Source organism: Lactiplantibacillus garii, from assembly GCF_003885105.1.
In the GTDB taxonomy this organism is placed as follows: domain Bacteria; phylum Bacillota; class Bacilli; order Lactobacillales; family Lactobacillaceae; genus Lactiplantibacillus; species Lactiplantibacillus garii.
In genome coordinates, this window is the sequence record NZ_QWZQ01000014.1 from 1 (window position 1) to 22,043 (window position 22,043).

Annotated in this window: 19 protein-coding genes; 6 read left to right on the plus strand and 13 right to left on the minus strand. The window is 48.6% G+C overall.

The annotated features are described in order from the left end of the window. Positions 1-172: 172 nt before the first annotated feature. Positions 173-787, minus strand: coding sequence for a DUF1054 family protein (locus D1831_RS05500; RefSeq protein ID WP_125071928.1), 615 nt, complete (start codon positions 785-787; stop codon positions 173-175). A gap of 152 nt (positions 788-939) precedes the next feature. On the opposite strand from D1831_RS05500, the gene D1831_RS05505 reads away from it, so the two are divergent. Together D1831_RS05505 and D1831_RS05510 are read left to right on the plus strand one after the other, a co-directional pair. Beyond that, positions 940-1,398: a YueI family protein gene (locus D1831_RS05505; RefSeq protein ID WP_125071929.1), complete on the plus strand. Its 459-nt coding sequence runs from the start codon at positions 940-942 to the stop codon at positions 1,396-1,398. A 127-nt stretch (positions 1,399-1,525) separates the two neighbouring features. Continuing rightward, on the plus strand, positions 1,526-2,536 hold the full coding sequence (locus tag D1831_RS05510; protein WP_125071930.1) for a DUF6933 domain-containing protein: 1,011 nt from the start codon (positions 1,526-1,528) through the stop codon (positions 2,534-2,536). A 145-nt stretch (positions 2,537-2,681) separates the two neighbouring features. Here D1831_RS05510 and gshAB read toward each other — a convergent pair whose 3' ends face one another. Further along, entirely contained in the window at positions 2,682-4,940 is a 2,259-nt protein-coding gene (gene gshAB / locus D1831_RS05515) for a bifunctional glutamate--cysteine ligase GshA/glutathione synthetase GshB (RefSeq protein ID WP_125071931.1), read from the minus strand. Positions 4,941-5,061: 121 nt separating this feature from the next. Here gshAB and D1831_RS05520 point away from each other — a divergent pair, with 121 nt between their 5' ends. The 4 genes from D1831_RS05520 to D1831_RS05535 all read left to right on the plus strand — a co-directional run bounded on the left by D1831_RS05520 (position 5,062) and on the right by D1831_RS05535 (position 9,015). Beyond that, on the plus strand, positions 5,062-6,342 hold the full coding sequence (locus D1831_RS05520; protein WP_125071932.1) for a replication-associated recombination protein A: 1,281 nt from the start codon (positions 5,062-5,064) through the stop codon (positions 6,340-6,342). Between the two features lie 400 nt (positions 6,343-6,742). After that, a complete protein-coding gene (locus D1831_RS05525) occupies positions 6,743-7,027 on the plus strand; it encodes a hypothetical protein (RefSeq protein ID WP_125071933.1) in 285 nt (94 codons plus the stop codon). Positions 7,028-7,093: 66 nt separating this feature from the next. Continuing rightward, a complete protein-coding gene (locus tag D1831_RS05530; protein WP_125071934.1) occupies positions 7,094-7,576 on the plus strand; it encodes a universal stress protein in 483 nt (160 codons plus the stop codon). A 233-nt stretch (positions 7,577-7,809) separates the two neighbouring features. Further along, positions 7,810-9,015, plus strand: coding sequence for an MFS transporter (locus D1831_RS05535; RefSeq protein ID WP_125071935.1), 1,206 nt, complete (start codon positions 7,810-7,812; stop codon positions 9,013-9,015). A 139-nt stretch (positions 9,016-9,154) separates the two neighbouring features. Here the strand turns inward: D1831_RS05535 and D1831_RS05540 are convergent, their stop codons facing one another. From D1831_RS05540 to D1831_RS05590, 11 genes are all read right to left on the minus strand, one after another. Next, positions 9,155-10,354 carry a serine hydrolase gene (locus D1831_RS05540; RefSeq protein WP_125071936.1) on the minus strand — a complete coding sequence of 400 codons (1,200 nt, stop codon included), beginning with the start codon at positions 10,352-10,354 and terminating at the stop codon, positions 9,155-9,157. A 192-nt stretch (positions 10,355-10,546) separates the two neighbouring features. Then, positions 10,547-11,443, minus strand: a complete 897-nt coding sequence (locus D1831_RS05545; RefSeq protein WP_125071937.1) for a helix-turn-helix transcriptional regulator — start codon at positions 11,441-11,443, stop codon at positions 10,547-10,549. Between the two features lie 448 nt (positions 11,444-11,891). Continuing rightward, a complete protein-coding gene (locus tag D1831_RS05550) occupies positions 11,892-13,421 on the minus strand; it encodes a glycerophosphodiester phosphodiesterase (RefSeq protein ID WP_225422792.1) in 1,530 nt (509 codons plus the stop codon). 74 nt (positions 13,422-13,495) lie between these two features. After that, positions 13,496-14,608, minus strand: coding sequence for a D-alanine--D-alanine ligase family protein (locus D1831_RS05555; RefSeq protein WP_125071939.1), 1,113 nt, complete (start codon positions 14,606-14,608; stop codon positions 13,496-13,498). 104 nt (positions 14,609-14,712) lie between these two features. Then, positions 14,713-15,741: a zinc-binding alcohol dehydrogenase family protein gene (locus D1831_RS05560; protein ID WP_125071940.1), complete on the minus strand. Its 1,029-nt coding sequence runs from the start codon at positions 15,739-15,741 to the stop codon at positions 14,713-14,715. A 21-nt stretch (positions 15,742-15,762) separates the two neighbouring features. After that, positions 15,763-16,734, minus strand: a complete 972-nt coding sequence (locus D1831_RS05565) for a DUF2785 domain-containing protein (protein WP_125071941.1) — start codon at positions 16,732-16,734, stop codon at positions 15,763-15,765. 128 nt (positions 16,735-16,862) lie between these two features. Next, positions 16,863-17,792 carry an L-lactate dehydrogenase gene (locus D1831_RS05570; protein WP_125071942.1) on the minus strand — a complete coding sequence of 310 codons (930 nt, stop codon included), beginning with the start codon at positions 17,790-17,792 and terminating at the stop codon, positions 16,863-16,865. A 112-nt stretch (positions 17,793-17,904) separates the two neighbouring features. Next, positions 17,905-18,963: an acyltransferase family protein gene (locus D1831_RS05575; RefSeq protein ID WP_125071943.1), complete on the minus strand. Its 1,059-nt coding sequence runs from the start codon at positions 18,961-18,963 to the stop codon at positions 17,905-17,907. Positions 18,964-19,127: 164 nt separating this feature from the next. Beyond that, positions 19,128-19,958 (minus strand): MetQ/NlpA family ABC transporter substrate-binding protein, encoded by an 831-nt coding sequence (locus D1831_RS05580; protein ID WP_125071944.1) that lies wholly within the window; start codon positions 19,956-19,958, stop codon positions 19,128-19,130. 40 nt (positions 19,959-19,998) lie between these two features. Beyond that, the gene (locus D1831_RS05585; protein WP_125071945.1) at positions 19,999-20,688 is read right to left on the minus strand and encodes a methionine ABC transporter permease; all 690 of its coding nucleotides are present in this window, start codon (positions 20,686-20,688) and stop codon (positions 19,999-20,001) included. Next, positions 20,681-21,712 carry a methionine ABC transporter ATP-binding protein gene (locus D1831_RS05590; protein ID WP_125071946.1) on the minus strand — a complete coding sequence of 344 codons (1,032 nt, stop codon included), beginning with the start codon at positions 21,710-21,712 and terminating at the stop codon, positions 20,681-20,683. The genes D1831_RS05585 and D1831_RS05590 overlap by 8 nt, the downstream gene beginning before the upstream one ends. Positions 21,713-22,043: the final 331 nt, after the last annotated feature.

A 22,043-nucleotide genomic window follows, 5' to 3' on the forward strand; every position in this document is an offset into this window, starting at 1 on the left:
TCAGTTTATGGTTACGGACTCGAAGTCCAAGGGGCTATGTGTGATCTTTAGCTCCACATATTCCACTGTAATTCAAAAAGCTCTGTAAAACCGTTTTGGTTTTACAGAGCTAATCTTAGTATGTTTTGTGTCTCCGCACAATTATTGCCGAAACGTGCGCCAAAAGTCGCCCCTACGCTTCCATAGCCATCATCATGGCACCGTAGAGCGGCATTAACGTTGTAAACGTTTCTAAGATGTAGGCCTCTAAAGCGGCCGGCTGATCAAAAAGCGGATCCGCTTTGAATAAACTGCGCCCCACGACTAATTCCGTGTGTTTGTACTGGTTAAACTTTTGAACGGTCGCCGCCACGTTCTCTTGATTAAGGGGAGAAGTCGTTGGGGCTCCGTGATTAGCCGTTAGGACGTAATCAGCCGGAAGGGCTTCTAATAACGTGGCCAGTTCGACTGCCGTTAGTTTTCCCTGCACGCTGGGTTTACATTCATCTAGAATATCAAAATACATGAATAACCGGTCCGGCCAAAATCCCAATTCAAAATGCGGCCACGCTTTATAACTACGCTTATTTTGACTAAACGCGATCCAGGTATCCACCGGTGGATTTTTAAACCGCCGCTGGTGCTTCGCAACGTGACCGTAAAACGGTTGTCCGTTTTGGGGTTGCAAGGTCGCAATAATTTTGGGGGCTAACGCCTCAAACTTTGGATCAAGTACCGTCTTGATCAGGTGCATCCGCCCCGCCAGCGTGGGGTCGTCAAAAGTCGCAAAATCACTTCTTACAAACATCTGCTCATCCCTCGTTTCATAGTTAGCTTAACAGTACCCCACTTAGAGCCAAACTGCAAAGCCGTTTTGAACCACCCTTTTACGGTTCTCCATCGCTATTCACCGGGGAACATGCTACAATGAATGAATAATCAAAGAAAGGATGTTAGACAATGGCTGATAAAGAACAAGCACCGGTTGATCGCATTCAGACCGCCATGCACGGGACGCCAAAGTTGCATCCCGACGAACAACGCAAGTACCTGGGAACTTTCCGTGAACGCGTAGACGTGGCGGTTACGGTCTACCAATTAAAACGGGCCCACTACGTTGATGAAATGAGTCAGGCCTTTGCGGCGCACCCGGATTACCAGCTCTATATCAACGGTAACCTGGATCAGGATTTCATCGGGCCGTACATTAAGGCGGCTAGCCAGGCCAGCGTTCAGTTCACCATCAAAACGGACGACATTTACGGGACCGCCGATGACAACTACGCGCTGGTCTTTACCGCTAATACCGCCATTAACCAGGACGTGATCGACGTTCAAAAGCGGTACCAGCCGGAACCCTGTGACGCCAGGCCGGCCAAGTCCCACGGTCTGTTGGGCAAATTAAAACGACTATTCTAATACGCAGAAACTGCTAGCAATCCAAGCTAAGATTCTCAGACAAAGCTTCTGAGTAGTCTTAGCTTGTTTTTTTTACCGGTCCCAGAACGTGTTCGACTGATTAAAACTACTTCTCGGAGAAATCAAAATGTTTATTAACGTTGCTTCAAAAGCACAACCCCTATTTAAGGCGTATCCCCAAGTAGCTGATAGCGCCGTCGCTAAACAACTCACACAGGCCAACCCGTTATTTTCGTGGCACGCCAATTATTTAACGGTCAACCGTAAAAAGACCGTCATTATGACTCATGATGCCAGCACGCTGACCATCGTCTTAACGGACGTGAACGCGAAAAACCGGCACCAGCTCGCGGACCGTTTCTGGGTACAACTGCAACTCCTCTGGCAACAAAATGAACTACCAGCCGCCGCTTTCACCGCCTACCGTCAAGTGGCCGGTGACTGGCAAATCAATAAGACCATTAATCGTAGCTTGCTCGGCTATACCACGGAATACACTAGTGATTTAAAGTGGTGGTTAACCAACGGCTTCCCCCAGTTTAATCCGGATGCCTACGTGCAGCAATTATCCCAGATCCAGCGGAAAGACGCCGAAGGGCAGCCCGTTACGGCCCGTGACCTTCCCACCCAGTTGGCCGTGACCAACTTAAAATGGCACGCCACGGCCCCCACCAATACCACCGCTTTAAAAGCAATTTGGAAACAATTAGCAACGCTTGACCAGCAAACCACCGGCTTACTGGATGAAGGTGATACGCAAAAACTAGATGATCACGTTGAGCAAATCCAACGGACAAATCAGCAACCCATTAATTGGTTTATTAAAGCAATTCAAACCGATTACAGTGCCAAAACCATCACGAACTACCGCAAAGCATTAGAATTTTATTTAAACGAGTACCTTGCATACCACCTCACCACCCTCCGTAGTCCCGATGCCACGAACGTTGGCGAATTGTTCTTGCACGGTGTAAGCGAGACTGAACTGAAACGGACGCGCCGCAGCACCGCTCGCTTGTATCAGTTCTTACAACAAAACGGCCTCATTAGTGCCGCGGACCTCCGAACCGCTAAACAGGATTTAAAGGGCAGCGTCGACTCCGTCCTGGCCGGTTTTGACTTCTACGACCCTTTTTAAGTCTTGACCAGCCGCGCAAACTTTTGATGTGAATGAGCTAGGATCCATACATTCCACCTACTTAAAGAACCGTCACTATTCCAAAAACTAGGAATAGTGACGGTTCTTTAACGTTCTGGTTTATGACTGCGTTTTTAGCCGGTTTCTACGATTGACTGCTCTTAAACAGTTCGTCCAACAACCGGCCCGCTACTGGCTGACTGTCACCAAACATTGGAAAGACGTGCGGGTACAAAAACGGTGCGGCGTGAATCCCTAAGTACACCGCCATCTCGGGGTGTTCGGGCGTCAGCTCCGCGTACAAGTTCGGAATCATCACGTCCACGCCGGCCACGTTTAGTTGTAAGTCGGCGACTAACTGTTCAACCGCGTGCACGTAGGATGCGTGCATATCGTCCGTCGCGTCAAGAACGTCGGCACCGTTTCCGAAGGTGGCGTCTTCCCGTAACAAAAGCTGTGTTCCCCGTCCAACCACTGAATCTAAGTCCAAGTGATACGATTCCAAACGGTACCGTTCGACCGTACCCAGTTTAACTTCCGATTGTGGGAACGTGAACGCACTCCCCCGTAATGGCCGGGCGTTCTTATTGTCTAACAACGTTTGCACCGTTGAACGACCATCCCCGACCACGTTAGCTGGAATCCGTTCCACCACGGCTTGGACCTTGCCACCAATGACCAAAAAGCGGTAACTGGACGCGACGATCAACTCTTCGGCCATGACCGACTTAGTTTGTTCAAAGAGTTGGCGTACGACCTGTTCAAATAGTTGCCGCCGTGGCATGATTCTGAAAGCAACGACCTTACGCGACTGGTCAGTGGCTTTTAAAACGATCCCACCTTCCGCCACGAAGCGGTCATAATCATCGATCAACTGGTTGGCCGACCGGTACGTCTGGGACGCCGGTACTTGTACCCCGTGTTCCGCCATGACCTGTTTGGCGGCGACTTTGTGTTTCAAAACGGTCGTTAACGCCTGCGGATTTAGGTCAGTCCCGCTGCCATTGACCACCAGTTGGGCCTGATTTCGGTGCGTCAAGCGTAATATGTTGGCCCGGGCATCCACCACGTTAACTTGAATTCCCCGCGCTAGGGCCTGTTGGGCCAATAACTGGCTGGACAAATCTAGGTTAGTAAATCCAGGCAGCTCAAACGGCCGCTGGGTGGCCGCCACCTGAAACCGTTGTGCACGCTGGTTCGCCCACGCCAACGGCTCTTTTTGGCTGGCTACCTGGGCACTCGGGGTCTGCTTAGGATCACGGACCCGTTTCTTAAGGTAGTCCAGTAGCACGCCGTCACTGTTGGGCAATCCGTACTTAGTCACAAAGTGGTGTAACGCATCGAGAACCTGAATTGCAGGTACCGCCTGGGCACTCGCAGTCGTCGGATTCTCCCCGGTGACCTGGGCCGCTAATTGGTCGGCCTGCGCACTAACTTGGGCGACCATGGCAGTCGGTAACGCTGGCATCATCACAAAGTAACTGGCTAATAACCGTAAAAATTCAACCGCGTTTTGATCGACACCCACCGCGCTAGTTGGGTCAAGGTCCAACCCGCGAAATTCCAAGTAGTAGACTCCTTGACGGGCCAACGTCGTTAACTGGCCGGTACTCCGGAACCGCACCGGACCATCAAAGTCACTGATCGACAATAAGTCCTTTTTACGGACGTCCGCTTGCAATTTTGCCACGTAACGGTCAATCGACGTATAGTCGCCCTTGACCTGGCTGTAGCGCCCCGCAAAGTTGTGAACGCTACTGCGTTGTCGTTTGGCCTTGTCGTCGGTCACGTTCAAAGTCGGGGTGGCACCAAACAGGTACTGGATCAACCAGTTCATCCGAACAAATCCCTGGGCGACCTTTAAATAAACCGCGTTGCGAAAATCGACGTAGCTATCAAAGTGCTGGTGGAACGCTTCGGTGTACAACCGGGTAAACAACTGCTCATTAAAGCTCAAATTCACGTGCGTTCCGGTAGTCATCAACTTGTGAACATCATACTTGTTAGCGAGCGCTTGTTGCCGTTTAAAGCCCACCGCGTCCGTTTCAGCCAGCGGAATATCCGTTAACTTTTCTGGTAACACCGGGTTACTGGATAACGGCCACAAGTAGTCGCCCGCTGCCAGGGCCCGCCGCGCGGTCGTATTTAACCCGGTTAAGTACGCCATTAACGCGTTAACATCGGCGGTCGCCGGCGTCGTTAATTTTAATCGCGTTTGTGCAAAATCATTGTGAATTTGATGATTTTCAGACGGGGTCCCCAACGCTTGGGGGTACGGTTGCGTCGACAGGTGCCCGCTACCGTCGACCCGCTGCATGGTGACTTCCAAGCCTAAATTCGAATGGCTCACGAGCGGAACCAAGTGATACTCGGTAATTGCTTTACCAATGGCGTCTAATTCCATTTGGATCAATCCTATCATTTTTATTTTATGATTACTGTCACGGGCCTGAACCGATTGTTCGGTGTCCTCTTTCCTAAATGCTATAATAATTAGGACTAGTTTTGCAAGGGAGGATTTTTGGATGCAACAGCCATTAGCTTATCGGATGCGACCGAAAACCATCGAAGACGTCGTTGGTCAGCAGCAACTCGTCGGTCCCGGTAAGATCATTGCACGCATGGTCACGGCCAAACGCCTGTCCTCAATGATCTTATACGGTCCCCCGGGTACTGGTAAAACCAGCATTGCCAGCGCAATCGCTGGTTCGACCAAGTACGCCTTTCGGATGCTCAACGCCGCCACCGATAGTAAAAAACAATTACAAATCGTGGCCGAAGAGGCTAAAATGAGCGGTACGGTCATCTTATTACTGGATGAAATCCACCGTTTAGATAAAACCAAACAGGACTTTTTACTGCCCCACTTAGAGAGTGGGCGCATTATCTTGATCGGGGCAACGACCGAGAACCCCTACATTAGTATTAACCCGGCGATTCGCAGTCGGACGCAAATTTTTCAGGTGTTCCCGCTAACGGCTGATGATATTCAAAAAGCCGTTGAGCGGGCGTTAACGGATAAGACCAACGGACTCGGCAACTACCACGTGGACCTCGCCGATGCCGCCATGCACCACCTGTGTACTGCAACTAACGGGGACCTGCGTAGCGCGCTCAATGGTTTGGAATTAGCCGTGCTCTCCTCAACTCCGGATGCCGACGGGACAATCAAGATCACGCAACCCGTTATCGAAGAATGTTTGCAAAAAAAGGCCTTGTCCGCTGATAAGGACGGTGACGCCCACTACGACGTTATCTCCGCGTTTCAAAAGTCCATTCGGGGTTCCGACGTCAACGCCGCCCTCCATTACTTGGCCCGCTTAGTCGAAGCTGGGGACCTGAAGAGCATCATGCGGCGCTTAATGGTCATTGCTTACGAAGACGTCGGTATGGCCAATCCCCCCGCCTGTACCCACACGGTAATGGCCGTTCAAGCAGCTGATCAGTTAGGCTTCCCGGAAGCGCGCATTCCATTAGCCGACGCGGTCATTGAATTGGCCCTTTCGCCGAAGTCTAATTCAGGAATCAGTGCCATTGACGCGGCGTTAGCGACCGTTGAGAACGGTCATTACGGCGACATTCCGGCCGACTTGAAGGACGCCCACTACAAGGGTGCGGCAAAGCTCGGTCACGGAGTCGGCTACGACTTTCCGCACGACCACCCTGGTGACTGGGTGGCCCAACAGTATTTACCGGACGCCATTAAAGACGCGGAGTATTACCAACCCAAGGCCAACGGGCGCTACGAAGCGGCCCTTGGTGAACAGTACCGCAAATTACTCAAAGCTAACGCCCGAAACCGCTAACAAGTCGGCGCCTACGCGAATTATTGCAACTTTTATTTTTGTATGCTAGACTATAAGTCGAAATTACTAAGGTGTGCGCATTGCCCTAAACAAAGTGTTGCCGAACAAGTAATTTAACTTTGGGAAGAGTGTTAGCTAATTATCATAACATGCCTTATCCTTTGGTAGTTAGAGGATTAGTCAGCTCATCCCACCTGCGTTGAAGCGGGTCAATACTGAAGGGCGGTTAACGGCACTACTAGTTTTTCCGGAAGTTTACTTCCGTAGGTCAGGACTCCGGTTCTGGCCGTTTTTTTTAGCTTTTAGCGCGCCCTACTTTTCAGAAAATCAAGCCGTAATGGTTAGCGCAACGTTCCAATTGCCAACACGCTACGGCCCTTAAAACTTGGAGGTTTTTTATTTGATTACCCTATTACTAGTGGTCTACACCCTAATCGCTGCGTGGATCGGCTACTACCTATTCAGTCACCAATCCCGGCCATTTTTAACGTTTGATCCCACTAAAACTCCCACTGTTAAACACATTGCCCGCTATGGCGGCGGCCTCATGCTACTAGTCGCCGTTGGTAGTGCCGTTACCATTTTTATTCAGAGTACGGTTTGGATTGCCATCGTACTGGCCAGTGGTTGTTTGATCATGATGGCGATCGGTCTGCTTTTAGTTAGTTTTATGCAATTCCAGTAGAAAACGCTTTTTATTTGTTACGAAAACCTTTACAATATAGGTATAAAGTATTGAGGGGTGAGAATCATGTTACAACAATACCAACACATCTTAGTTCCCGTTGACGGTTCTTATGAAGCGGAATTAGCATTCAAAAAAGCGGTCGCCGTGGCCAAACGTAACGGGCCTAAAGCGTCCGTGCACATGGTGCATGTCGTGGATACCCGGGCATTCCAAAACATCTCGAGCTTTGACACCACGATGGTTGAACAAGTGACGGATACCGCCCAAAAGACTCTGGATAAATACGTTGCCGAAGCCAAGGCGGACGGCTTAGAAAACGTCGACTATTCAATTGAATACGGCGCACCTAAGACCATCATTGCCCGCGACGTTCCTAAGGATTTGGGCATTGATTTGATTATGATCGGGGCCACCGGTTTAAACGCCGTGGAACGGTTACTGATCGGGTCCGTGACTGAATACGTGACCCGAATGGCCGTATGCGACGTACTGGTTGTTCGGACCGACTTGGAAAACAAACCCGCACCTAAACCTAAGAAAAAATAATGATTGATGCAAATAAGCCACCCGTGATTTTAAAAAATCACGGGTGGCTTATTTTGGTTACGGCACACGGCATAAAAGATTTCAACTAAATTTATCCCACCTAATTCAAGCTACGGACAATACTTACCTTTTAGTGGGTATCGTACTTTAAAGTGGGTACTTGTTGATCAGTAACTTGCTAGTATAATCATCAATTGTCATACAATTACAAAACAACTCAAGGAGGGTTCATGATGACGAAAAAGATTAATCCCGGCTGGACGTTATTAGCGTTAGCCATTAGCGCCTTTGCAATTGGTTCCACCGAATTTATTAGTGTCGGCTTAATGCCACTACTCGTTAGCAGCTTCCATATTGATTTAGCCCAAGCTGGGCTGACAGTTTCAGTTTATGCACTGGGAATCATGTTCGGTGCACCCGTCATGACCCTTTTAACGGGACGCATGAACCGGCACCGGCTCATGCTAATTATTATGAGCTTATTTATCACGGGTAACCTGTTGGCCGCCTTCGCGCCAACATTTGGCATTTTACTAACGGGACGGATTATCGCCGCCCTCGCCCACGGAATTTTCATGACCATTGCTTCCGTCATTGCGGCGGACGTGGTTGCACCCGCAAAACGGGCGTCGGCCATTGCGGTCATGTTTACCGGTTTGACCGTCGCAACCGTTACCGGAGTTCCGCTGGGGACCATGATTGGCCAGCTTGGTGGCTGGCGCTGGTCCTTTATTTTCATTAGTTTAATCGGCGTCGTTAGCTTAATCACTGATTTCTGGTTGATCCCCCGGCAGTTACCACTACCATCTAAGGCAACCGTACGCGGAATGATTCGAATCTTGACCAATCCAAAGTTAGTTGTTGCCCTCTTAGTCACGGCCTTGGGTTACGGTGGCACGTTCGTTGTTTACACCTACTTATCCCCACTTTTGGAACAACAAATGGGCTGGTCCGCGAATGCCGTGGTTGTCATTCTCGTCATTTACGGTTTAATGGTTGCTTTTGGTAATACGATGGGTGGGCGTTTTGCCAACGCTCAGCCACTACCAGCACTTTTTAAAATGTTTATCGGCCTGTTCGTGACACTGCTGATTTTAACGCTAACGGGGGCCAGCCACTGGTTAGGCTTATTGACGGTACTCGTCATGGGGATCTTTGCCTTCATGAACGTCCCCGGACTACAACTCTACATCGTTCAGTTAGCAGAAAATGAGACGCCTAACGATATTACAATGGCTTCAGCCCTAAATATCTCCGCCTTTAACGTTGGGATCGCACTCGGGTCGGGCATTGGTGGTCAAGTTACCAGCCAGTTTGGCCTAGGTTGGACACCACTGTTCGGCGCTTTGATGGTTGCCATTAGTTTATTAGGGCTGCTCGGTTTACTGCGCTTGGCACGTCTAGTGAAGCCGGTTATCCGCCATAACCGTGAAAACTAAGCCCTACGGCTACAATCAAGTATAACGGTGCTTAGTTAGTAGCCGGTGAGCAATTTAAAGAGGCTGTGACAAAAGTCACAGCCTCTGTTTTATCTCCGAACGATTATTGTTGAAACGTGCGGGGCCACAACTTAGCGCCTTATTTAGTCAAAAGCGTTTGGTAGAGTGCCGCGCCTAACTGGTTCATCGCGGTGACTTGCGACGCTTCCTTACCATCTTGAGACAATACGACCGCGATGAAGGCCCCCCGCGAATTTTTGATAATGGCCGCATCGTTTTGGACCCCGTACGCGTTATATTCACCAGTTTTATTATAAACTACCGCGTCACTCGGCAGATTCTTCGGTAACTTAGCATGGTTCGCATTATTTTTCAACACGCTTAACATTTGAGTATCGGCCCGCTCGGAAACCAACCGGTGATTGTAAAGCCGCTGCAAAACTTTCGCCACGTCCTTGACCGACGTATAATTGTCCTTTCCGGATTTTAACGCGGCCGTGTCCATTAAATGGCGTTCTAGCTTGGTATCCGTCAACCTTAATGATTTAATTTCCGCGTTAACGTTTCCCATACCACCGACCGCGGCAATCATGATATTGGCGGCGGTATTATCACTTTCATCAATCATCCGTTTCGTTATTTCACGGTAAGTCAGCTTGCTTCCGTTGGGAAGGTTTTGGAGTGTCCCGGTCCCCCCAACCTTATCACTGCTTTGTAAACTATAACTATCATCGAGGCTCAATTCCTGATCCGTTGCCCGTTGATACACCGTGACCAAGATAAATAGCTTAATGAGGCTAGCCGCCCGCTGCGATTGATTGTTATTGACGACTTGCCCACTTCCCGTCACGGGTAAAACGGCCACCGACGTTGTGCCCCCCATCCCGGTCAAGGCTTTATCAACGTCACGTTGAACGGCCGTCGTTGGAAAGACCGTCTTCGTGTGTGTTGACGCCGTTTTGGTACTTGCCGAACTAGCTTGGTCCGCGTTCTGGTGATTTCGTTTAACTACCGACGAAGACGTCTTCGCGCTGTGTCCCTGTTCCGACTGACCATTTTGAAAATAAATAAAACCGCCAATTGCCAAAATCAAGATCAGGGCGCCAATGATAAACCACCACGGTCCCCGCTTGCGCTGTTTCCCGGTCCCAGTTGTATACCGCTGCCCGGATGGTTGGGACTGCGAACGACTAATTTGCGGTTGTTCACCCGCCTCAGCACGGGGCGGCGTTGTTTTCTGACCGGCTGCGTTGGCCCGGGTTCGGGTCATGGGTTGTCCACAGTTTTTACAAAAAGCCGCGTCCGGTGAATTTTTAGTGCCACAGAATTTACAATACAAGTCTCTTCCCCCTACATTTTTTCAACATCGCACATCACTAACTTTTAAAAGTATAGTCTTACGCGAATCCTTCACGCAAGTGTTAACCCGTTTTAAACACCAGTATCACGGTAAACAAAAAGCATAAATTACTCATTTTTTGAGTAATTTATGCCCGTTAAAGTTTGATTACATGCTCGTGGCTTTTAACCGCTAAGCTTCATTAGCCACTTTCAATGGTGCAATGTGGTATTCAGCCATTTCTTTGATAATCTTTTGGGTCAACGGTTCGTTGTGCGTGACTAAACTTAACGCGTAGGCCACGTAATAATGGTCGTGCGCGGACTGCACGTTATTCAACACAACTTCGTTAGCTGCCTTTTGGGCGTAAAGTCGGTCTAACAGGTACAGCGACTGACTATCTTGGGCCTTTTTCAGGGCTAAATCGATCAACTCCAAGGCTTCCTCAGGGAAGTTGATCTTAGCGTATAACTGGGCGGCCGACGCGTAAATTAAGATCTCATTTTGCAAATAATCGTCGTCACCGATTGGCATCGCCTGGGCGTCCATCGTGTGTAACGTTGCGACCGCTTGTTTAACAAAAATCTCCGCTTTATCGTAGGACTGCTTACGTTCGTACGCCAACCCGGTCCCCAAAGTTGCCAAAATGGCAAACATGTCGTGACTAGACTTCACAAATTGATTTAGTAGCATGCCAAAGTTAAAGATGGCTTCGTCGGCATTGTCGTTTAAGACGAGTTGTAAATAACCTTCGTAGTAGTAGTACTGTTTCTTATCACTATTACTCCGTAATTGCTTTGGCCGAATCTTCTTAAAGACTTCCTGCGCCTCTTCCAATTTAGTATGGCGAATCAATAAATCAATTTTTTTGAAAGTCCGATATAACTGGTCATCATTTTCAATAATCACTTCGGACAAACGAATTCCTAATCGATTACAAATTTTCATCATAATTTTCATGCTAGGAATTTTGCTCTTCTTCTCGATCAAACTAATCGTGGCTTGGGTACAAATGCCCTCGGCTAATTCCTTTTGGGACATACCCTTACGCTTTCTAAACTGACGAACCTTTTCTCCCAATATTCTCATTATAAACCCCTCTTTTATATTGCCTAAACACTAACTCTATTTCATCACCATCTTACCCGACCCCACTCGCAAGTAAGACGTGGCTATGCACCTAACCGATCCTTAAGGAACACGTCAAAATGGTTGGACACCATTCAATTGGGCCATACCAATTACACATATAATTATATTCAGATAATACATTATACGCAAGAAATAAGAGTAATTCTTATTTAATATTAAGTTATATCACGCTTTATAACCGGGGTCATTTATTAATTATCATGCCTAGCCGTTCGTTAACCAACCTAAATTAAAGCTAGTTAATTGACATTTAGATGCAAATAAAGTTGGAAAAGACGGGTTAAAATAGCCTTTATGCGCGTCAAGGGTTCCTCAGATAAAATTCAGATACGCCCCATTGAACACCTTAATAATTAAGCCAAGCTCTCACGTAATCCACATTTTTTTATAACCATCCCACTAACCAATTCAAAAACTGATAAAAATAGTAATGCTGCGGGCCGTTCTGTAATTTTCGCAGCTGTCCGGGGCGGTTCGTAATCAGGCCGTCGGCACCCATTGCACTCAGCCGTTGCATGGCTACATCGCGGTCAACGGTCCAAAAATAACTACGCTGACCATCCCGGTGCACCGCGTTGACCTGTTCCCGGGTCGCCGTTAAGGCTTGTAACGAGTAAAAATCAGCTACACTGTGGCTAAAGTTGGTTAAATAAAACGGGGTGATCCACCCGAGACGGACGTGCGCGTTACGTTGGCGTAACCTGACGATGACCTGATAATCTAACGAATGAACGGCGCCATGGTCGGCCAGCAACCGTTGGCCGTACGCGTCCGCAAACGGCCCCATCAGCTGACCAGCTCCTCTTTGCGCTTTGACTTCCACCAATAGCGGCTGGTGGAGTTGCTCGGCAATTTTCAGGTACTGCCGAAAAGAGCTTAACCGGCCGACTTGGCCGTGCTCGGATAACGTAATCCCGTCCAATTGTTTCAACCGGTACCGTTTGACGGGCCCCGGACGATCAGCAAGTTGTTTCAGGGTCGGATCGTGCATCACAACCCAGTGTTGGTCGGCAGTTGGTTGAATATCCATTTCAACTAAGTTCGGCTGAGTCCGTTTAACCGTCCTTTTGAGGGCGCTGGTGGTGTTTTGCACCCCGTCTTGACCATTGACCCCCCGGTGGGCAATAACCGCGGGTAGCGGTGCCGTCGTCGGTCGTAACCACCAACCACCGTATGCCAGACCCGCCACGGCTAAACTGGCCACCGCCCAGCGTGGCAAACGGTCCTTTGATAACCGCAAGTGGCGGTGCCATTCGTGCCATAATCCCCACCAAACCAACAGTTGTAGTGCCGTGCAACTAACGACGGCTACACCGTACGCAGCACGCAGCGCCGCCGTTTCCACGCCCCAGACGAGGCCCGCGCTTAAACCGCCTAAAATTATCCAACCTAGCAGCCACGGCAAATAGCTTAACAGTTCTTTAGTAACCGGCCACCAGGGTGTCCGCCACCCGGTTCGCCAGTAATTTCGCCAAGTTGTCGGCCGTTGAAATTGACGGCGCAAACTGGGTAACCACTTAAATGACCAGAGCCACAGGACACCCCATAACGGACCCACGACCGGTAACCAGTCGTAACGACTGTTAAAAATAACGTTTTGAAAACTGGCCGGCAGCCGTAGACTTACCTGGAGAGTCGCTAACAGCCCGCCCCACCCCAGCGGTAACCACAGTAAACTAGTCAGACCAACTAGAAGCCAAACCAGCCCGCGTTGCCGCCATGACCAGGAAACTGAACCACTAGCCTCAGCGAGAACGGGCACCCACCCGCTAAGCACGAGCAGTCCAATACCACTGACCCAGCCACCAATCGTTAATCCCAGTACCTTGACACCCAGGCAGCCGAGTAGTCCCACCAACCACCAAATCACTAGTTGATGGCGTGACCACCACCGTCCCTTTCTGAATTCAAACAAGCGACCCCCTCCTATCAAAAAATGGTGGCCGTGATGAATAAACTTCATCCCGGCCACCATAACTTATGAGCTAATTATTCAGCGTCTAACGCCACGAAATCGTAGTGGATTTCAGACTGACGTTTAAATTCGTCAAAACCTAATTGAATCAACTGGTCGATTAGGTCGGTATAGCTAATACCCGAAACTTCCCAGAGTTTAGGATAAAGACTGATGTTGGTGAAACCTGGTAACGTGTTGATTTCGCCCAAGTACGGTTCGCCATCTTCAGAAACTAAGAAGTCGACCCGGGCCATTCCCTTTAATCCGAGTGCTTTGAACGCGCCCAGTGACATTTCCTGAATCCGCTTCGTTAAGTCGACTGGCAAATCAACCGGCAGTTCAAAGGTCACACCACTGGCGTCCACGAACTTATTATTGTAGTCGTAGAACGTGTCGCTCTTCGGCACGTCGATTGCGCCTAGTTTTGATGCCTTGGGATTTTCATTACCCAGGATTGAACATTCCACTTCACGCGGGTTATCGATTGACTCCTCAACTAAGATCTTATAATCATACTTGAAGGCGTCGGCTAACCCGTCTAAATATTCCCGTTCGTTTTCAGCTTTATGAATTCCCACCGACGAACCCTGGTTAGCGGGCTTGATGAAGAGGTGCTGCCCCACTTTTTCGCTCAAATAGTCGTACGTCATTTGTTCCCGGTTTTCCGGTGTCACCACAACGTACTTGGTGTTTTGAATGTGGTGGTGCGTTAAAATCTGTTTCGTAATGTCCTTATCAAAACTGGCAGCAGACGCTAACACGCCACTCCCAACGTAGGGTTTTTTCAATAATTTAAAGAGTCCTTGCAGCGTCCCGTCTTCCCCTAAGTTTCCGTGAACCACTGGGTAAAAGATATCAATGTCTTTAGCTAATGCCAAATTCTTGATGGGCGCCAATGGATCACTCATATCCAATTTTGGCAGTTCGGTTGCCACAACGTCATCTTCGGCTTCACCGTTAAAGACCCGGCGAGTTGCCGCGTCACTCAAGACAATGCCGTCCTTGGTCAACAAGAAGAGGTCAATGTCGTACTTCGTTTTGTCCATGGCATCGTAAATGTTATGCGCTGAACGCTTTGAAACGTCGTGTTCCGAAGAGTTCCCGCCAAATAACAAGCCAACGTGGATCTTTTTTTGTGTCTCCATAATTTTGTTCATCCTATCAAGGTTTATTTCATACTACGGCTTAATCAATTCTACAATAAGTCACGCCAATTGAAAACATTTTTGCAATCAATAATTCGGAGTTGCTAGGCGTTAAATGGGGCCGTCAAAACGACCTTGCCCAGCATCTGCCCCGATTCCACTAGCTGGTGCGCTGTCTTGAGGTTCGTCGCGTTGATTCCTTCAATGACCCGTTTGGTTGTTGGCTTTATGAACCCCTGGTTAGCCAACGCCGCGACCCGGGCTAAAATCATCCCCTGCGTCGCCATGGCCGGCAGCTGATAATTGGCCTTCGTAAACATGAATTCCCAAGCAAAGTTTAAACTCTTCGCCTTTAACAAGTCCATCGGTAACGGTTGTTGGTTCGTCACCACCGCTACGATCGTTCCCAACGGTTTCACGAGCGGCGTGACCAGTGGTAAGTACAGATCAGTCGAGTGAAAAATAATGGCGTGATCAACTCCCGAGTATCCGGCCGCTTGTAACTGCTGGTCAAGGTCCGCGTGGTAGTCCAACACGACGTCCGCTCCTAGTTGCTTGACCCAGTCGATCGTAGCCGGTTTACCAGCGGTCGTAATAACCGTTAAACCCGCCCATTTAGCTAACTGAATCGCAATTGAACCGACCCCGCCAGCACCGTTAATGATCAACACGGTCTGACCCAAGTTGGCTTGCCGGTCGGCTTTTAGCGGCAACTTTTCAAACAGCGCTTCCCACGCGGTCAAGGCCGTTAGCGGAACTCCCGCCGACTGCGCGGCGGACCACTTCTGAGGTGCCAGCGCAACTAAGCGTTCGTCAACCAGCTGGTATTCGGCGTCACTACCAGGCCGGTTAACCGCCCCCGCGTAGTACACCACGTCGTCCACCATGACCGACGTCACCTGGTCGCCAACGGCCAATACCTTGCCCACCGCATCAAAGCCTAAAACTCGCGGTGTATCCGTTTCAGCCTGAACTTGCCGCTGCTTGGTATCAATCGGGTTAACGGACGTTGCCGCCACCGCCACCAAAACGTCACGTCCGGTTGGCTGTGCGACCGCGATGGTAACATCCTGTAAACTTGCTGGATCACTGATCGGCAACCCTTGATATAAACCGACTGCTTTTGCTTGCATCCCCGTTACTTCCTTCCAAAACTAACCTAAAAATTCTAACTCATCATCTAAATAATCCACCACAGCGGTTGGAAAATCATCGTGCAGCGCCATCGCCTCGAGTAGCCGGTTACGGTTAAAAACGCGTGTCCACGCCGCTTCGGTACTCGGTGCCGTTTGCATGACCATCGCCCGGTGCCAACCCTTTAAGGCCATCAACATATAATCACTGTAAAGTTCATCCTTGTTCGTGATCAAAGCGAGGTAGGTCGACAACCGTTCCGGTTCACCAAAAATCAGTGGCGTACTCAACCGTTGGTACCGGCTCAGCATGGCAGCCAACATTAATAACTTATCCGCCCGGGCTAACTGGGCTTCATCGGCCAGTTCGTCCAACAAGTTGCCAATGTGGGTGTAGGCGTGTGCCCAGCCGTGGTCGCCCACAAATCCGCGCGTGTCGGCTTCCAATAACAAATACACCGTGAACTGGCTGACCAGCTGTTGTAACCGGGCACTGGTCATAAACGTAATTCCGGCATGGTCGGCGTACAACAGGACCGAGAGTAATAAAATCGCGAACGAGCGCTGAAAAACCGCGTCGTTTGCTGGCTCATCAATGTGTGCAAATAACACGTCATCCTGAACGAGCCGATCAAAAATAGCCCCTAACTGATCAGCGGTCAACAATTGTTGCTGCAACGCTTCGTTCAGTAAGTAATAGCACCCCCGGTCCCGAATAGCCGGGTTAAGCGAACCAACGTGACTCAGTAACTGTTCCAACTGCTGGTCGGTGATCTCAGTTAACGTTCCCGCATCCAAACCATTACGCAACTCTTGAACTAAATCGAGAATATCGTCCTCGGGCGTATTGACCGTGGTTGCCGGGGTCGGTGTCACTTGGTCGATCACCGCCCCCATCCGTTGCGGCAAAGACTGGTAAAGCTTACCAGCCCGTAATTCCTGTCTAATTTTTAATACCGAAGCTTTCACTTGCGCTAATTTTTCTGCTTGCATAATGTCCTCATTATCTCCCATTTAACTATTATTTTATCATGCCACGGAACCCCTGCCCACGCAGGACGCCTTTTTATGTAAAAAAGACCGCAAGTCGTACGGCTTTACGGTCTAATATTTATCGTTAACTATTTACTAGGTGCCGGTTGCGGTAAGACATCAACCTTGGATTTAATGAATTGCGCCGAAGCGGCTAACTGTTCACGTTCATCCGCAGTCAAGTCTAAGTGAATCAACGCTTCGATCCCGTTTTTCCCGATGACTGCTGGCATTCCCACGTAAGTTCCAAACGCTGGGTCATACGCGGAGACCGGGCACGTAAGCTGCGCATCAGCACTAACCGCCTCAGCTAACCGTACACCACAAGTCGCAATCGCAAAGTTAGTATAGTGCTTTCCCGCCATCACGGCAAAGGCTCCTTGACGTGCATCCTCTTCGAGCGCCTTTAAATCTAAGTCCTTAAAGTCGTGAATGGATTGACCGTTCACGCTGACCGTGGACCACGCCACGAACTGGGAATTTCCGTGTTCACCGTACACGTATCCGGCCACGTTTTTCCCGTTAGTCCCCACCGCTTGACCAACGTACTTTTGCATCCGGGCCGTATCCAAGAACGTCCCGGTTCCAAAGACCCGGTTACGTGGGAAACCGGTCATCCGTTGGAGGTAGTCGGTCATCACGTCGCACGGATTCATGATGTCGATCAGGATCCCCTTGAAACCGGAGGCGACGATCTTAGGAGCAATGTCGCGCACAATGGCTTGATTCGAGTCGTACTCGCCAAAACGACCCTTAGAACTAGTCATATCGATTGCCTTAATGTTTCCGGAAGCTACGATTAAGACTTCCGCGTCGGCTAGGGCTGAATAATCGTTCAAAATAATCTTGGTCGTCGAACTTAAACGGGCCGAAGCATCGTCTAAGTCAAGCTTTTGAGCAGTCGCCAGAGCTTCATTTTTGTCGATTAACACCAATTCATCAACGGTTCCTTGTTGGACCAACGTGTACGCAACGGTCGCGCCCACTTGTCCTAACCCGATCACACCATATTTACGCATTGTGCAAACTCCATTCTATCGTTTATTTTACCCAATTAGCGTACCTTGTAAGGTGCTCAAAGTCAAGCGGGGCGCGGTCTCATGCGATTTTAATCAAAATGATATTATTAAATTAATTCCACGATTTATGCATGATTTTACGTAGTACGTGATCAACCGCTAGGTCAAACCCCCAACCCAAAATAACCGTGCTGCTAATCACTACCAGAAAATAAGTTAATGGATCGTTCACTAAAACCGTTCGTTGCCCCACAGCCATTGGAATTCGCTGCAACATGTAAATCGAAAAGAGTGCCGGGCCACCCAAGTAAGCCAGTAGCCGATTTTGAAAGCGCACTTTCATTGCTAACAACACAAACAGGACAACGAACGCCACGGCGGCAATTTGATAAAAAACGTAATGGATCGTCCCGGCACTTAAATAACAACCAAAGTACGTCGTCACAAACAGGATCAACATAGCTCCAAACACGCCCAAGTAGTGCTGCCAACTTTGATTGATAAAGGAATAAATCGTTGCCTGTTTTTCAGAATAGTAGAGTCCCGCAACGTAACATAAAATCGTTTCGTAATAAAAATCAGGTAACTTGCCACTTGCTAAAGCAATGTAAACTAGACACCCAACCAGCACCCCACCAATTGCAGCCACGTGCCGATTCTTAAACAGTTTAAACATGGTATAAGTGAGGATGTACATCAGTAGAATGGCAAAAACGTACCAGCCACTGTTCCCCACCGTTGCAAGCCCAAAATAAGCCAGTATGACCCGTTGAAGGGAATGGTGCCATCCCAGTAGTCGCCCTAAAAGTAAAAAGATGGTAACCGCGACAATGAACTTGATCCAAACAAATAAAATTCGCTTGACCGGAAAGGTGTTAATGTACCCTGGTCCACGTTTTTTTAGCTGTTCCATAATGCCAAATCCGGAAAAGAATAAAAAGGTGGTGACGATTAACTCCCCCTTACACGCCATCCACAGGTTCGTTAACGCTGCGTACTGCGTATCAAACGGCACGTAGGTCATAAAATGGCTAAATACAACTAATAAAATAAACAGACCGTTGATTGTTTTAGTGACAGAATGGTTTAAATAAACTGACTGTCCCCGGTTGACGTCCGGTTTTAGACTAATTAAAAAAATAATAATGATTACAAGTAGCGCAATATCCACAAAGTCGTCCCCCTGATGATTACCACTAAAAATTAATTAACATACCAAACAACGATTATACGCTTTTTCAGCACGCAATTTATCCTCAAACCGGGACTTAACGCCACTATGTACTCACCAATACAAAAAAACTCGCCCTGACAGGACGAGTTTTAAATCATCAGCTAATTGCTTGAAACGGGCATGATGGCACCCTTGTACTTATTCTTGATCCATTGTTGCGTGCTCTTAGACGTCAAAGCCTTCATTAACTTTTTAATTGCGGGCTTATTTTGGTCGCCCTTACGAACCGCTACGATGTTAGCGTACGGTGAATCGGACTTTTCAAGGTCAATGGAATCTTTGGTTGGGTTCAATCCAGCTTGAACGGCGTAGTTAGCGTTGATCACCACCGCGTCACCCTCGTTATTCTTGTAGAATTGAGGCATCAGCTTCGGTTCGTACGAGTGTTTGAAGACCAGGTGTTTCTTGTTAGTTTTGATATCGTTAAAGGTTGCGGACGTTATATCGGTCCCCTTCTTTAAGGTAATTAAACCAGCATCCTTAAAGAACGTCAAAACCCGACCGTAATCGGCAACGTTGGTGCTGACTAGGACGGTTGCCCCGTCCTTTAAATTCTTGATATTTTTAACCTTCTTGGAGTAAATCCCAATTGGTTCCAAGTGGACCGCACCGGCCGAAACGATGGTCCCGTTATTTTCCTTATTCCAGTTCTTTAAGAATGGCATGTGTTGGAAGTAGTTGGCATCTAATTCCTTTGAAGCTAACGCCTTGTTCGGTAATACGTAGTCTTGGAAAACTTTAATTTTTAAGTTAACGCCTTCCTTTTTCAACTGGGGTTGCACGTGTTTTAAAATTTCGGCGTGCGGTACGGCGGAAGCCCCCACCGTGATCGTCGTGGTCTTGCTGGAAGATGATGATGACTTACCACAACCCACTAGTAAAAAGGCGGTGGCTGCAACTGCTAATAACCCTAAAATTCCCTTTTTTTTCATCTCAAAATGCCTCCTAAAATTTTGTAACCAAATTGATCAACTAAGCCCGCTTGTCGATGTGCCGCACGGCTAAGTCCCCGATAAATTGGAAAATGAACACAATAATGACAATGATGACCGTCGCAACCAAGGTCACGGCGTTGTTATTGGATTGAAATCCGTCTTGATACGCCAAGTTACCCAAGCCCCCGGCACCAATGGCCCCGGCCATCGCCGTATAACCAATTAAACTGATGGTCGTTACCGTGATTCCGGAAACCAGCGCCGGCATGCTTTCGGGTAACAATACTTTCCGAACAATTTGCCAACGGGTGGCCCCCATTGACTCGGCCGCTTCAATTACCCCGTGATCAAGTTCGTGAAAGGCCAACTCAACCATGCGGGCGTAAAACGGTGCGGCGGAAATAATCAACGATGGTAACGCCGCGCGGGGACCAATAATCGTCCCAACTAAGTTTTTCGTAATCGGCAGTAATAGCACAATCAAAATAATAAACGGAATCGACCGGAAAACGTTCACGAACAACGAGACGATCCAATTGAGAACCTTCGCCAAAACGTTTTGACTATCGGTCGTTTCAAATAATAATAGTCCCAAGGCAATTCCTAAAATTGCCACGACCACCATCGAAACTAGGGTTAACCAAATGGTCTCCCAAGTTGACGTCGCCATGTTGCCCCAGTCGACGTTTGAAAATTGAAAATAAGAACCAATTCCTTGATCATTCACGGTTAAGCACCTCCGCTTCTACGCGCATTTTCTTTAAATAGCCGAGGGCCCCGCTAATCTGGTCCTGATCACCCGTTAACTGGATGTACAACGACCCGATGGCCCCTTCTTGGGTTTGGTGAATCCCACCCTCAATAATGTTTAGATCCAGTGGATACTGCTTTAACATTTCCGAAACAATCGGTAATTTAGCTTGATCCCCGTGGAACGTTAACTGAACAATGGTCCCGTTCGGATACTTCTCCAACAATTGGTCAACTACCACGGTCGTGTCATTTAGTGACGGCGTGACTTCTTCATTCACAAACCGCTTAGTCACCGCCTGCTTAGGCCGCTTAAAGACTTCGAGTACGGGACCCTGTTCAACGATTTTACCGGCTTCCATCACGGCCACGTGGTCGGCAATTTTCCGAATCACGTGCATTTCGTGCGTGATCAACACAATCGTTAAGTGGAGTTTTTCATTAATTGATAACAATAAGTCTAAAACCTCGTCGGTCGTCTGCGGATCCAGCGCACTAGTGGCTTCATCGGACAGCAGGATCTGGGGATCGTTAGCTAACGCCCGTGCAATACCGACCCGTTGTTTTTGCCCCCCGGATAGTTCCGACGGGTAGGCCGTTTCCCGGCCGGCTAACCCGACCAAGTCGGCTAGGTGTTCCGCTTTCTTCTTTGCATCCGCCTTGCTTTGGCCGGCAATCTCTAACGGAAACATGATGTTTTCCAAGACCGTTCGTGACCATAACAAGTTAAAATGTTGAAAAATCATGCCGATTTTATGCCGCTGTTCACGTAACGGCGCACCGCTTAACGCGGAAATTTCAACCCCGTCAATGTTGACCGAACCACTAGTGGGCGTTTCCAGGCCGTTGAGCATTCGAACCAGGGTACTCTTACCAGCCCCTGAATAACCGACGATACCGTAAATATGACCATCTTCAATCTTTAAGTTAACGTCTTGAACCGCGTGAACGGCTCCCTGTTTAGCATTAAAGGTTTTAGTCACATCTTTAAATTCAATCAATTCAATTCCTCCTTACACATCAAAAAAGCTTCCCGTCCTGCGGATAATTACTAACATAATCATCAACAGGACGAGAAGCTTCGGTCTCGCGGTACCACCCATTTTTACAACTAACTCACGTTAACTGCCTTAAGAGTTCTAACAAACTCCGCACGGTAATGGGTGCGATCCAAAGCTGGCTCACTAGTGCTCACCAACTTTCATTACTTCAAGACCATCTTCAGCTTTGCGACCAATTCCCTTCCACCAAACGGGAACTCTCTAAGTGGTCAACGCCACGTACTCATCTTTTCAAAATGATAATTTTTTTAATCAATCGTTAATGTTACTC

Coding starts and splice junctions, on each gene's coding strand:
- gshAB (WP_125071931.1), bottom strand. CDS start 4,940: ATGGAATTAGACGCCATTGGTAAAGCAATTACCGAGTATCACTTGGTT.
- D1831_RS05580 (WP_125071944.1), bottom strand. CDS start 19,958: ATGAAAAAAAAGGGAATTTTAGGGTTATTAGCAGTTGCAGCCACCGCC.
- D1831_RS05510 (WP_125071930.1), top strand. CDS start 1,526: ATGTTTATTAACGTTGCTTCAAAAGCACAACCCCTATTTAAGGCGTAT.
- D1831_RS05520 (WP_125071932.1), top strand. CDS start 5,062: ATGCAACAGCCATTAGCTTATCGGATGCGACCGAAAACCATCGAAGAC.
- D1831_RS05535 (WP_125071935.1), top strand. CDS start 7,810: ATGACGAAAAAGATTAATCCCGGCTGGACGTTATTAGCGTTAGCCATT.
- D1831_RS05570 (WP_125071942.1), bottom strand. CDS start 17,792: ATGCGTAAATATGGTGTGATCGGGTTAGGACAAGTGGGCGCGACCGTT.
- D1831_RS05545 (WP_125071937.1), bottom strand. CDS start 11,443: ATGAGAATATTGGGAGAAAAGGTTCGTCAGTTTAGAAAGCGTAAGGGT.
- D1831_RS05560 (WP_125071940.1), bottom strand. CDS start 15,741: ATGCAAGCAAAAGCAGTCGGTTTATATCAAGGGTTGCCGATCAGTGAT.
- D1831_RS05500 (WP_125071928.1), bottom strand. CDS start 787: ATGTTTGTAAGAAGTGATTTTGCGACTTTTGACGACCCCACGCTGGCG.
- D1831_RS05555 (WP_125071939.1), bottom strand. CDS start 14,608: ATGGAGACACAAAAAAAGATCCACGTTGGCTTGTTATTTGGCGGGAAC.
- D1831_RS05505 (WP_125071929.1), top strand. CDS start 940: ATGGCTGATAAAGAACAAGCACCGGTTGATCGCATTCAGACCGCCATG.
- D1831_RS05565 (WP_125071941.1), bottom strand. CDS start 16,734: ATGCAAGCAGAAAAATTAGCGCAAGTGAAAGCTTCGGTATTAAAAATT.
- D1831_RS05530 (WP_125071934.1), top strand. CDS start 7,094: ATGTTACAACAATACCAACACATCTTAGTTCCCGTTGACGGTTCTTAT.